The following is a 13,346-nucleotide window of genomic DNA, read 5'->3' as shown; positions in this document are numbered from 1 at the left end:
TAGTCTTTAAGCGTAAACAGTTAGGTGGCGGATTTGCTTTACTGATCGTTCTATTCATCCTGTTAATCATTATAGGATGTAGTTGTTGGGGCGGCGGTAGCGGCGGATTCGGTTACTAAAAAAAGGGGCACTCATAAGAGTGTCTTTTTTCTCAATATAAGAACCCTAAGAATATGATATTATTTTAATGCAAATTCCCTTTTGTGCAATGAGATAGTAATGCCCAATAAAAAACCCACCTATTTCCGTAGGTGGGCCTTATCTTTATTACACAATATCAAAGTATACTCTCTTTTTCTCGTGAATTTTATGTAATTATACATATTTGTAAAAACTACATAAAATAAATATTACATGTAGTAAAATATAAATTGTGGACACGTTCTATAAAGCTGATTCTCCGATTAGAAGGCGTAACACATTTCAACCATATAGGTGTGGCGTTGCTTTAATCTAGCCAAACAAACGATCTTGATTCTCTTGTATTTGTACACTAACAATCTGTTGAAAATAAATGATTCTGTTTTATAGGACGTGTTTACTTAATGTCCAATACATATTATTAAATTAAAGTGGTTCAAGTCGGAGGAAGGCACCTTAGGGTGTCTTTTCTTTATGGGGTCTCATCACATCGCCATCAACTAAAAAAATATATATAACCCCTAAAAAGGAATTTTATATATTTTCAATTTGAAGAGATCAATTTTCTCGTTTGAGGTATTTGTTTACCTTATCATGAGGACAATAAAGTGTTTTATACTATATTTTTTGAAATATCAGTAAGTTATTCGATGAATTAATAAGTTACTATTAATCTATAAATAGTAACAGTGCAGTAATCCAAAAGAAAAATGCTCAAATCGATAAATAGGGGAGAATTCTAGATGAAGGTAAATCAGAATATTGTTTTAAAAATTATTGGGTTAGAATTTTTATTAATGATTTTTTACACGCTTAACGGGGCCTATCAAACTATTACTAAGCCATCCAGTCCGGTATTACAATTTATTGGACTTGTTCTGTCCTTACTTATCGTAAATAAGCAATCAATTATTATGAACATTACTTTCCACACTTTTAATAATTTCTTTAATTTTATGGGGAATGTTCAAGCCTCGTCGCTTTTTGCATATGTTATTATTGCAATTTTATTCTTCTACACCATATATTTATGGAAACGTGCTAATAAAAAAGAGTGTATTTGGCAGGAAATAAATATAGCAGTTTGAGTTGTGATATTACCTTTTCAGTATAGAGGGCAGCCTGGTACCGCAATATTACCTTTAAAGGGGCTTGCTGCATGCTCATCAACTTAAGAGGTTAATTGTTCCACTAAAATGAAAAAATACGTTATTCTTTCTGTAGAATCATAGGAAAGGATGGCGTTTTTTTCATTCTAGGGGGCATTTCTTTTTATTAGCTTGATAGCGATGTGGCGGTACCCCATTAATAGAAAACTACTGCAAGAGTTATAGTTTTATGTTTTTATTTCCCTTTTGGCATTTATCTTTTAATCAGATGAATGTTTTTTTAGTACATAATAAAAAAATAACCAGAAAAACTGTCACAAAATCCGTTTTTCTGGTTTCTCTATAATACAGGCATCAAATTGAAAGTGAGGTTTAAACTAACATGTTAACCATAAAAAATGAAGAAAGTCATGCTTCTGATATGCCTTTTGAAGGTTTATTTAAGCAGTACTATGCTTATGCTGTGAAACAGATTATATGGATTGTTAAAGATCAATCTATCGCTGAAGAGTTAGCACAAGAAGTATTTTTACAATTATATCGTAATGACTGGAAAGTAATTGAAAACATACCTGGATGGTTGATTAAATCTTCTACTTATGTAGCTTATAACCATTTGCGATCTGAAAAAAGGCAACAAGCGAAGATTGATAAAGAAATACAATACCATGAAGTACAAAATATTTTATCATTAGACGATGATTGGATAAGAAAAGAGGAAATTACAAAGGTACAAACGATACTAAATAAAATGAATGATCGAGAACGAACCCTTTTACTAATGAAATTCTCTGGTTTTCAATATAAAGAAATTGCAGAAATACTTCAAATTGAAATATCTTCTATTGGAACATTATTGGTCCGAGCCAAAATGAAGTTTCGCAAGATTTATAAACAAATGGAGGAGGCATAACAAATGAAATGTTATGATATCGGATTTATTCAAACATATATTGATGGAGAACTTTCTCATGATATAAGAAAGGAATTCACAAAGCACCTAGATACATGTGAAGCATGCCAAGATTTATTAGTAGAAATCAGCAAATTAAATCAATGGGAAAGCGTAATGCTAGATGAAGAATCTGCAAATTCACCACAAGAAATCAAAATTGATATAGAACAAGCATGGAAAACATTTGAAAGTCGTTCCAAGCTAGACAATGTTTCTAATATAAATCACAAAAAACAACAGAAGAAGGGACTCTTTACAAACATGAGTAAAAAATCAAAACGTTTCATGTATACAGCAGTAGCTGCAGCAGCACTTTTCACAACTGCAATGATTCCACAAGTACAAGTAGCGGCTACAAATGTTGCCTCATATTTTTCTGATGCAATTACAAATGATAAAGTTGTAAATGAAGGAATACAAGATGAAAATGGTGTCACACAAGATATGATGAAGAATGGTAAATATATTCCTATTGATGAAAAAATTACAGATCAAGGTATTACTGTACATTTCAAAGAATTATATATCGCAGATTCACGTATATCAGTTCATTATAGAATGGAAAAAGCTGACGGAAGTTTAGTACCATTTGAATTTGATACATCAGGATTAGAGCTCGAAAGTGATGGTAAAATTAATGGGCAACAAGAGGAAAACCCTGAGATTAAACATGAAGGGAGACTATCATTTATCCATGATTCAGATGACCGTCTTCCTTTTGAACTTATGGCAGCAGGTAAAAAATTAAATGATGTAGGCATTCGTGATAATGATAAACCCGAAGGTGTTGCTACATTTGTTATAGTTACTGGAGGAAAAGACGATTTTAAACAGCCCCTTACTTTAGATGTAAATATAAATAGAATTGGAAAAGTAATTGGATCTTGGAAAGGTGAAATTCAAATTGATACTTCACATCTGAAAAATAATACTAATTAAAATGAAAAAAAGAATAGAACAATATGTATCTAATGCTCAGTTTATATGTTTTCTTGTTTTCGTTACATTTATTTCTTATATAGTTTTTACTGTATCTTTTATTTATGATTTAAGTTTATAACCTTAAATCAATCATTTAAGACCATTACAAGAAAAACCTTCCTAAAAAGTAGGAAAAAAAATAACCGGTCCCTTAACGTATAAGGAATCGGTTATTTTGTATCTGAAATGTGTCTAAACTTACAATTTTCTTTTTTGATATGGTTCCCCTATAGAGAAAGAATTTTTTCGTTTAGGGGGTACTTCAAAACCTTAACTTGATGGCAATGGGGTCCCGCCAACATAACGCGAATTTCGTACGCTAAGGAACTTTTTATTTGAAAAACTTGGTTTTCCGTACATTAAGAGTGTTTCATAAACGGTATTTGATGTTTGATATAAAACTTTGTTTTTGGTCATGAGTTTTTGAACTGAATTTTAAACATATTTCAGTCAGTTTTGATAGATATAAATAAAGTTCCTTAAATGACCGTTTTAGGGACTATTTGGACTGGTTAGTCAACATGTGATACCGCCAGCATTTCGAAAAAAACATGCTAAGCAAATTAAATAAGAAATAAGCAGGTTTTTATCACGTTAAGAGTAAACCGATTTATGAAAAATAAAATTCTTAAAAAATGGAGAGCCGATACCATAAACCTGCACCATTAGTGTAGAATTTCGATGTTGGCTCTTTATTTACTAAAATAGCAAGTTAGTGAATAAATTGTTCATATTTTTTCGAGAAGAGGTTAAATAATGAGAGCGCCATATCAAGTATTGATATTTCCTTATATAAAAACTGATGATTCCATTCAATATGGCATTTTTAATCGAAGTGATTATGGTTATTGGCAAGGAATAGCTGGTGGTGGAGAAGATGGTGAGACTCCTATTGAATCAGCAAAACGGGAAACGTTTGAAGAGGCTGGTATTATAAGAGAATGTCCCTATATAAAACTAGATTCTGTGTCTTCACTACCAGTAGAGGATGTAGTCGGTGAATTTCTTTGGGGAGAAGATGTTTATGTAATAAAAGAATTTTCTTTTGGAGTTAAAGTTCCTACAAAAAATATTAAATTATCTAAAGAACACTTCAAGTATAAATGGTTGTGCTTTGAGGAAGCCGTAACGCTTTTAAAATGGGATAGTAACAAAACAGCTTTGTGGGAATTAAACAAAAGGCTGTTAAAATAATTTAAGTGTTAGTTAACAAAGCCGATAATAGAAATCACACATTAAACATATATTTATACGCTTTGTTACTACACGCTAAGGAATAGTAATAAAAAAATGATGCCGATAAAACTATATAAAAACCAAAAGAATCCTAAGATGGGGAATGTTTTATGAAAATTAAGCATAGTAAACCTCCTTGGGTATATAAAGGATTATAATACATCGTTGGTCTATTTAAAATACTAACCATGAATTGGATGGTATTAGGCATGGTTAAACTAATAGAAATGATACATTAAACGTATTTAATGAGTCTGCTAGGTATAAAGATAATTGATAATCATACAATGATATGGAAGGGCCTTTTCTAACGTGTTAGTTACCTCAACGTATATGTATCTCTTGGCGCCTGGGCGAGGGTGCTTTTTTTATTGCACATTTATAATATGGACAAGCATAATATTATGAGTTCTTCGTGTCCTATTCAATGCTCAGGATCAACCCCAATTCACATTGAGAGCACCAATAGAGAGGGTGCTCTCTTTTTATTGAATCTACATTTATTTTTATGCCTAATGAATTCGCTAAGTGGATACTATTTCATGTAAAATGGTGATTTTATTTATATTTTGGATAGATTTTTTGCGAAATATGTAACTAGAGCCGTATTTAAATTGAAATATGATACGATAGTTGTATATATACATTTAGATGGTAAGAGGGGATAAAAGTTGATGAAAAACCATATAAAAGTAAATGGAAAACTCCTTCAAACAAATATATACAATTTTAATTTTTTTGGAGGCGTTTTTCAATAAGTTTTGCTTTTTCATTCACTTTTGTTGTATATGTGAAATCACCGTAACAATATGGATATCTAAAATTTTGTTTATTTCCACCACAAGTGTATGTAGCTGGATTCTGATCAACTTTCAACTTAGAAAACTGTTTAGCTGTATCTTCCGAGTGTTGTTTAGCTTCTTGATTGGCAATAAAATCAATATAGCCTGGCCCCATATTATAGCTTTGAATAATTGTCTCCATACTAACACCTTTTTCTTCTCCATATCTATACATTTGAACAAAGTGCTTTACCCCTTGTTTAATGCTCAAGTTTATCTCTTGGATTTCATTTGGCTTTAATCCAAGTGATTCGGAAGATTGCATAGGGTCGTTGCCCTCACCCCTACTCTCGTGGTACATAATTCCTAGTAAAATTGCTGTTTTTTCTCCCAAATTATATTTTTCTAATTCTTTTTTCATGATGGGCTCATATTGCAATAAACGTTCCTCGGTAGCAAACGCTTTATTTTTTTGAGTATTGGTTTTGTCATTAAAATATAGTATCCCGATTATTGTTCCTAACCCTAAAATACTAATAAAGAATAATATAATAGTTTGTACTTTTCTCTTATTCTTCAAATATTACTCCTCCTTTTACAAGAAACCCTATTTTCAATGGTGGCTGGTTATTAAAAAAATTCAATAATTCTCTATTTCCCAGCTTTTTTAGACTCGAAAATTTTTTTCTAAATGCTAAGTTTAATAGAAAAATTTAAAGATAAGGTAAAGATAAGATAAAGATAAAATAAAGTCTATTTTTTAGGGTATCCATTATGTGTTCTAAAGGCTTCAGATTCAAGTGATATATTACCTACATAACCCATAAGAGAGAAGGAGGTAAGCAAAATGTCACTTGAAACAGACATAATTCTTTCTTTATTAGATATAAAACTGTGGATGGCCCATCATTCGGAAATTAGTCGCTTAAAAATAAAAAAAAAATTAAAATCAGAACCGTACCTCAATAAGTCTTCAAGTGTTAATAAAAAAAAACTATATAAGGTGAGAGAATAAAGATTCAATACCAATGATTATCAATAATTGAAGTGCTAATGATTATAATAAAAAAGAACCTTCAATAGGTTCTTTTTTATAGTTGGTAAATACGTTATCAACAATAGATGGTAATAAAGATAGAAATTTAGACACTTTTTATTAATGGGCTAAGTTTTCTTAGGAAGAAATCTATTTCTCATGACTGATCGCTAGATATAACAGGATATATCATTTGTTAATTTGGGTGGGTGATTTAGCTTTTTGAGTTTACCACACTAAAATTTAAATTTTGTTTAGGGACAAAATGTTGCATTCTGAATTAACAGAAAATTAATGTGGTAAAAATCCTATTAAATCTTTTATCAGGTAACTCATATTTCTTTGGCCTTATTTTCATGGTATTACCGAACGTTTATATGTCTCTAAGGGAAAGAAATACTTTAAGTTTTATTACCATCTAATGTTTGATTAAGATGGTAACATGAAAATAAAACGTTTACAACTAGAAAATAAAGAAAAAATATAAAAATTCGACTTTTTTCGACATTACGACTATGAGAGAAAGAATCTAAATTAAGTAAATCTTATATTTAGAGGGGATATTTACCTTATACATAACGGTTGAAACATTTGCAAATGTTTCACGAGTAATTAAAAACGTCGAATATAAAATTATATTGTGACAATTTTAAACGAACATACTTTATAATTCATACTTAGACTAATAAATTAATTACTAATAAATTAAATACGCTATATTTAATAGAGTATAATACGAAATATTTAAATTAAATATTCCATATTATATATAATTATGAATCATTTAACATATTAGTTGCGGAAAATTTTGACATAAGATAATTTAAATATTAAGCACAGAAACATTTCAAAGAAAAAGAGCTATTTTAAAATGTACCCTAAAAACGTTTTTCCTAAAAAGTAGTAAGATTTTGCAAAACGTTTCTGTGCCTAATTAGATGAAAATAATATAATAAATTATTTAAAAGAGATAAAAATAAGTTGCTTTATGGAAAAATATACATCCCATACTATTAGAATTATGTCAAATTGTAGTTTGCAAATTACATTTCAAAGTATAAAAGGGGCATTTATTGCATAAAAAAGTAGCTGTACAAAAGTACAGCTACTTTTTTCTTGAAAACATTATTATGCAAATAGCATACTTAACGTAAACTTGCGCTTAACGGTACTTGTGAATAAATTGTGAAATTGCTACTCTATATTTCTAACTAACATTTTTGCACCAGAACCATATAAAAAGAGGACGAATAGTTACGTCTTCTTTTTATATGGTTATATTAGCTACAAAATAATATCATTTAAATAAATCTTCTATTATATTAGCAGGGGATAGTGATAGAAAAGTGTGTTCCTTTTCCTAGTTCACTTTCTATCTCTATATCTCCGTTTAATTCTTTAATAATACTGTACGCAATCATAGTACCAAGCCCAGTACCTTTTTCTGTTGTTGAATAAAATGGCAAGGCAATACGTTTTATTTGTTGGGAAGACATTCCTATTCCTGTATCAATGATATCAATTACAATATTATCTTTTATTTTTTGTATATTTATTTGTAATACGCCACCATTTTTCATAGCCTCAATTCCATTTTGTATGATGTTGGTTAGACATATTTTTAATTTTTCAGGATTAGCATTTATGTAAAGGGAATCTGTTGTAATATGCTGTTTTATTTCAACATTATATGAAAGCGCGAGTGGTGAAATATTATCTTTCACTTGATTTAATATGTAATTAATATCTAGTTCCTCTTTTATAATATTTTGTGGTTTGGTTAAAGATAAATAGTTATTAATAGTAGATTGTATTTGCTGCATTTCAAGTAACATAATTTCTAAGTACTTATCTTGAGACATCTTAGCACTCTCATCTTCATTTAGTAATTGAGTGAATCCACGTACCGTGGTCAGTGGATTATGAATTTCATGCGCGATCGATGCAGCTAGTTCGCTAGCTATATAAAATTTTTCTGCTCTTTGCATTCTTTCTTTTATTTTATATTTCTTGATCATTCCTTCTATTAAATAAACTGATAATAATACTGTGAAAATATTTATGATTATATAATTGAATAAAAATTCAATGAGAGTAGAGTCAATTTTACCACCTGTATCTATTTGCGTTACAATACCGCAGATAGAAAGGGAAGTTGTACATATCAAAATAAGTAGAATACTTAATAATATCTTCTTTTCCTTGAAATAAGTAGGTGACAAGTAACGAAACATGATTGTAATAACAGAAATAATAGTAAAGATAATAAATGATGGGAAGACCCCGCTTCCACCTAAGTAAAATCTATAAGAAAGATATAAAACTCCAATACAAATAATGCTCTTTGTATTTCCATATAGAAAAACTAATATAATGGGAATAAAACGTAAATCATAAATGAACCCAGCGTGTAAATGAAAAGGAAAAGTCATACAAAAAATAATTGCAATGGAGGAAAGTACAGAAATTAATATATTATTACATGCCATTTTTTCTTTATGTTCTAGCCAAAATACTTGGTAACTAAGGATACAAATAATAATAATAAATGTATTTAATAATAGTGTAGGAATTCCCATAGTTTATACCTCTCTGAGAGTTTGTAAGTAGGATTATGTCTGTGTTTAATCTAGGTGTTTGATTTTATTAGATTTTCTATCTTTAAAAAAAGAAAAGGAAGGGCACTTGAAAAAGTGCTTTTTTACCATTTATATTAAAATTGATGAGGAATATAGAATAAAAAGTTACTTTTACTTATGAACAAAAAAATTGAGAGTAGCCCGTGTATAGGTAAAAGATGAAGCAAATTACTAAAATAGCTACATTTCTCTGGAGTGAATATTCCGAAAAAACATTGTATATGGCGAAATCCATTTTATAACCTTCGCCATATTAACATGCAACTTATTAAATTACAAAGAAAAAATTAAAAATTATTATTTTTTTGTTATTTTAATTTATTTAAAGACGTAAAAGTATTCAAGAGGTTACCATTGAGATGCTAGGGTACTTAGACCAATATTCGAACTTTGTAATAACGTTGTTACTTTTTTTGCTAATATTCTTAATACTAATTTTAGTATAAATAATTAATCGAAAGTTCTGATAATTATTTGCATACCCTTTTTTTTATATCATTTTATATTAAATACAATGATATTTATTGTCACATAATAATGCAAATTTCCAGTAAACTAATAGAAAAAATCCTATAAAAACATAATTTACAATCTTTTATATAAACATTGCAGGTGTAAATGCAATAAAATTTCATTATTAATACATATATTCAATCTGAAAATATCTGTTTACATATTAAAATATCTTTGTAGTGGTCCTTCATGCCAAGAATCGTTTCCGTACTCCAACTACCGTTATTCTAGTATTTTACCAAGTTTCTTATTTTGTTAAGGTATCCTAATATCGTTACTTTTATGAAATTAAATATTTAAATATTATAATTTATAGTGGATGTTGAGAAAATAAATAATTTGTAAAAATAATATAATATTTGTAACTTTATGTCTTATAATATGAAATATCTTCGTTGTGATTATTTTAAATATTTGAATAATACATCAGATTCATTTTATCTAGGGAGGTTTTAAAATTGGGGAGAAGAGTTGTTAAAAGAGTTTTTGCATTATTATCAGTACTAGCATTATTCTTGAATGTGTTTCTACCGAAGGCAAATGCGGAGGTTATGACGCATGAAAAGTATTCAATGAACTGGAGTTATAGCAACAGTTTAGGAAAGGATATCCGAACTGAAATTATTAAAAATTCAAGCGGTCAAATTGCTTATTGTTTAACTCTTGGCTTAAAATCACCAAATGGTGAAGATCTTCCTGAAATGGGGAAAACAGATAATGTAGTATATAGGGTTCTATTAAATGGTTTCCCACAAAAAAGTATAGAACAACTGGGAGTAGCTAATAAGAATGAAGCACATTATGCAACCCAGCTTGCGGTTTGGAATGCATTAGGTCAACTTGATGTAAATGAATTAAAGCATGAAAATAAAAATGTTGAAAAAGCGGCTAAGACAATTATTAATGCTGCAAATACAAGTGAAGATACTCAGGATATTTTTATGAATGTGATTCCTGCTGAAAAGCAAAAGGCAGAATTAAAGGGTGAGTTTTTTGAAACAAACCTATACACAGTACAAACAAATGCTAAGAGTGGTTCTTATAAAGTAGTAGCGAAAAATGCACCTAATGGAGTTAAAATTGTTAGTGAAAATGGAGAAGTGAAAGATCAGCTTTCACTTGGGGAAAAATTCCGTATCCAAATTCCTAAAGATACAAAAACAGGTGAATTTAATCTAAGTGTTGCTGCAAATTTAACTAAGGTTCAAGCAATTGCTTATCGCGGTACTGATACTGTTCAGAATGCTACAGTGCTACTAGAAAGAAATGAGGAAAAGCTTAGTAGTGACCTTGCAGTAAATTGGGAAGCTGCTGGTTCTTTAAAAATTAAAAAGGTTGGGGAAAATGGAGAAATATTAGCTGGTGCAATATTTGAAGTCTTTAATGCAAATAATGAATCAGTTGGAAAAATCACGACGGGTGCTGATGGTACTGCAGAATTAAATAACCTACCAATTGGTACCTACACAGTAAAAGAAATTAAAGCACCAACAGGTTATGTTTCAGGTGATAAACCACAAACTATTGAAGTTAAGACAGGGGAAATAGGAGCTGTTCAAGTAGTAAACAACAAAGTAAAAGGTAACATCGAAATAAAAAAACTTAGTGATTCAGGTAAGATGTTACCTAATGTTGAATTCACGGTCTTTACTGAAGATGGAACAGAAGTGAAAAAAGTAGTAACAAAAGAAAATGGAATTGCAAATGTTGATGGTCTTACGTATGGTAAATATTATTTCTTAGAGACAAAAACACCTAATGGATATATTGGAAATAAAACAAAGTATCCTTTTGAAATTAAAGAGCACAATAAAACACTTACTTTTACAGTGGAAAATACAGAAGTGAAAGGTAGTGTGAAATTACTAAAAGTAGATAATGAAGATATCAGTAAAAAATTAGAAGGTGCAGTATTCGAGCTAAAAGATGCAAGCGGGAAAGTAATTGGGGAATATAAGACAGATAAAAATGGTGAAGTTAACGTCAAAGATTTAGCGTATGGTAAATATTCATTTGTAGAAAAGGCTTCTCCAAATGGTTACGTTCTTATTACAGAACCAATTGTATTCGAAATAAAGGAACACGGAAAAATTATTGAGCTATTAGCAGTTAATCATCTTATCAAAGGTGATCTAGAAATTACAAAAGTTGATGTAGCTGATGGAAACAATAAGCTTCCGAATGCAGAGTTTACTATTTATAATGAAGCAGGAAAAGAAGTAGTTAAAGGGAAAACAGACGATAAAGGTATCGCGAAGTTTGAAAAGTTACCATTTGGAAAATACACATATAAAGAAACTGTTGCACCAAAAGGTTATGTATTGAATGAAGAAATATTCTCTTTTGAGATCAAAGAGAATGGTCAAATCATTAAACATATTGTCAAAGATGAAAAGATTCCATCAGTAAAAACAACAGCTACTGATAAAACCGATGGTACAAAAGAAATGCACACTTCTAAGTCTGTAACAATCCAAGATAAAGTGGAATACAAAGACCTACAAGTAGGTAAAGAGTACACTTTAAAAGGTAAATTAATGGATAAAGAGACTAATAAACCATTAGTTGTAAATGGTATAGAAGTAACTGCTGAAACTAAGTTTACACCAAAAGAAGCAAACGGTTCTATTACACTAGATTTCACTTTTGATGCAACTGGTTTAGAAGAAAAAGAAGTAGTAGTATTCGAAGAGTTACTGAAAGACGGAAAAGTTGTTACTACACATGCTGATATCAATGATAAAGGTCAAACAGTTAAGTTCGTTAAGCCATCAGTAAAAACAACTGCTACAAACAAAGCTGATAGTGGAAAAGAGATACATTCAAAGGATTCTATCACAATCCAGGATAAAGTGGAGTACACTAATTTAGTTGTTGGTAAAGAGTACACTGTAAAAGGGAAATTAATGAACAAAGCTATTAACGAACCATTATTAATTGATGGTAAAGAAGTAACAGCTGAGACTAAATTTATTGCAAAAGAAAAGAATGGTTTTGTAATATTAGATTTTACTTTCGTTGGTGCTGAACAGCAAGGAAGAGAAGTAGTTGTGTTCGAAGATTTATTGCATGAAGGGCAAGTAATTGCAACTCACGCTGACATTAACGATGTAGGTCAAACAGTTCGATTTGTAGAGCCTTCAATTAAAACGACAGCTACAAATAAAGCTGATGGTTCTAAAGAGTTAGACGCTTCTAAAACAGTAACTATCCAAGATAAAGTTGAATACAAAGACTTAATCGTGGGTAAAGAGTACGTAGTAAAAGGTAAACTAATGGATAAAGCAACAAAAAAACCATTATTAGTAAGTGGTAAAGAAGTAACAGTAGAATCTAAGTTTACTGCTAAAGAGAAGAATAGTTCTATCACACTCGATTTCACATTCAATGCTTCTGCATTACAAGGTAAAGAAGTGGTAGTGTTTGAAGAATTGTATCAAGATAATGTCTTGGTAGCTATTCACGTTGACATCGAAGATAAGGGTCAGACAGTGAAATTTAAAGAAGTAAAACCGGAGCAACCAAAACCAGAACAGCCGCATCAAGATAAAAATACTCCAACTACAGAACAACCAAAAGAACAACCACAACCTAAGAAAGAAGTTCAATCTAAAATTGGATGGTTACCGCAAACAGGTGCAGACCTTACAAGTTGGATCTCTATGGCTGCAGGCGCATTACTGTTAATTGTTGGTGGAGTTATTTTCTTAAAACGTAAAAACGCATAAAAATTTTAAAAAAGCACATCTGTTTTTTACAAGATGTGCTTTTTTATGTTAGTAATTTAGTCTTATTTACAGTATTTGTGGGTTTGAAATAAAGTCACGATGTTTTTAAGAAAGACGCGAGGTTTTGAAAAAAGTGGCGATATTGCATTACTTCAAAAAAACAATTGAGTTTTGATTAATCTTTTGTCAAAATAGATTCCTTTTTCATGCTGTAAAATATGATCTT

Annotated in this window: 8 protein-coding genes and 1 pseudogene; 7 read left to right on the top strand and 2 right to left on the bottom strand. The window is 30.1% G+C overall.

Annotated features, from left to right (window positions below):
* Nucleotides 1-23: 23 nt before the first annotated feature.
* The 5 genes and pseudogenes from MKX31_RS14715 to MKX31_RS14695 form a co-directional block, all read left to right on the top strand.
* Nucleotides 24-119: pseudogene (locus MKX31_RS14715) on the top strand (YjcZ family sporulation protein); the annotation flags it as partial.
* A gap of 765 nt (nucleotides 120-884) precedes the next feature.
* On the top strand, nucleotides 885-1,229 hold the full coding sequence (locus MKX31_RS14710) for a hypothetical protein (RefSeq protein WP_064475918.1): 345 nt from the start codon (nucleotides 885-887) through the stop codon (nucleotides 1,227-1,229).
* 403 nt (nucleotides 1,230-1,632) lie between these two features.
* Nucleotides 1,633-2,163: an RNA polymerase sigma factor SigX gene (locus MKX31_RS14705; protein WP_064475917.1), complete on the top strand. Its 531-nt coding sequence runs from the start codon at nucleotides 1,633-1,635 to the stop codon at nucleotides 2,161-2,163.
* A gap of 3 nt (nucleotides 2,164-2,166) precedes the next feature.
* Nucleotides 2,167-3,144 carry a DUF4179 domain-containing protein gene (locus tag MKX31_RS14700; RefSeq protein WP_064475916.1) on the top strand — a complete coding sequence of 326 codons (978 nt, stop codon included), beginning with the start codon at nucleotides 2,167-2,169 and terminating at the stop codon, nucleotides 3,142-3,144.
* A 798-nt stretch (nucleotides 3,145-3,942) separates the two neighbouring features.
* Nucleotides 3,943-4,380: an NUDIX hydrolase gene (locus MKX31_RS14695; RefSeq protein ID WP_064475915.1), complete on the top strand. Its 438-nt coding sequence runs from the start codon at nucleotides 3,943-3,945 to the stop codon at nucleotides 4,378-4,380.
* A gap of 771 nt (nucleotides 4,381-5,151) precedes the next feature.
* Here the strand turns inward: MKX31_RS14695 and MKX31_RS14690 are convergent.
* Nucleotides 5,152-5,784 (bottom strand): lysozyme family protein, encoded by a 633-nt coding sequence (locus MKX31_RS14690; RefSeq protein WP_048565956.1) that lies wholly within the window; start codon nucleotides 5,782-5,784, stop codon nucleotides 5,152-5,154.
* A 267-nt stretch (nucleotides 5,785-6,051) separates the two neighbouring features.
* Between MKX31_RS14690 and MKX31_RS14685 the strand changes: the two genes are divergently transcribed.
* A complete protein-coding gene (locus MKX31_RS14685) occupies nucleotides 6,052-6,219 on the top strand; it encodes a hypothetical protein (protein WP_176713068.1) in 168 nt (55 codons plus the stop codon).
* A gap of 1,343 nt (nucleotides 6,220-7,562) precedes the next feature.
* On the opposite strand, the gene MKX31_RS14680 is transcribed toward MKX31_RS14685, so the two are convergent.
* Complete coding sequence (locus MKX31_RS14680) at nucleotides 7,563-8,819, bottom strand: ATP-binding protein (protein WP_064475914.1); 1,257 nt, start codon at nucleotides 8,817-8,819, stop codon at nucleotides 7,563-7,565.
* A 1,031-nt stretch (nucleotides 8,820-9,850) separates the two neighbouring features.
* On the opposite strand from MKX31_RS14680, the gene MKX31_RS14675 reads away from it, so the two are divergent.
* Nucleotides 9,851-13,120, top strand: coding sequence for a VaFE repeat-containing surface-anchored protein (locus MKX31_RS14675; RefSeq protein WP_064475913.1), 3,270 nt, complete (start codon nucleotides 9,851-9,853; stop codon nucleotides 13,118-13,120).
* Nucleotides 13,121-13,346 lie beyond the last annotated feature (226 nt).

Source organism: Bacillus sp. FSL M8-0063, from assembly GCF_038005545.1.
Classification (GTDB): domain Bacteria; phylum Bacillota; class Bacilli; order Bacillales; family Bacillaceae_G; genus Bacillus_A; species Bacillus_A wiedmannii.
The sequence above is the reverse complement of the archived record's forward strand: the minus strand, read 5'-3'. Positions and strand labels throughout refer to the sequence as shown.

What these genes read in the sequence shown, in the direction of transcription:
- MKX31_RS14680 (WP_064475914.1), bottom strand. Translation starts at nt 8,819, where the DNA reads ATGGGAATTCCTACACTATTATTAAATACATTTATTATTATTATTTGT.
- MKX31_RS14700 (WP_064475916.1), top strand. Translation starts at nt 2,167, where the DNA reads ATGAAATGTTATGATATCGGATTTATTCAAACATATATTGATGGAGAA.
- MKX31_RS14685 (WP_176713068.1), top strand. Translation starts at nt 6,052, where the DNA reads ATGTCACTTGAAACAGACATAATTCTTTCTTTATTAGATATAAAACTG.
- MKX31_RS14710 (WP_064475918.1), top strand. Translation starts at nt 885, where the DNA reads ATGAAGGTAAATCAGAATATTGTTTTAAAAATTATTGGGTTAGAATTT.
- MKX31_RS14695 (WP_064475915.1), top strand. Translation starts at nt 3,943, where the DNA reads ATGAGAGCGCCATATCAAGTATTGATATTTCCTTATATAAAAACTGAT.
- MKX31_RS14705 (WP_064475917.1), top strand. Translation starts at nt 1,633, where the DNA reads ATGTTAACCATAAAAAATGAAGAAAGTCATGCTTCTGATATGCCTTTT.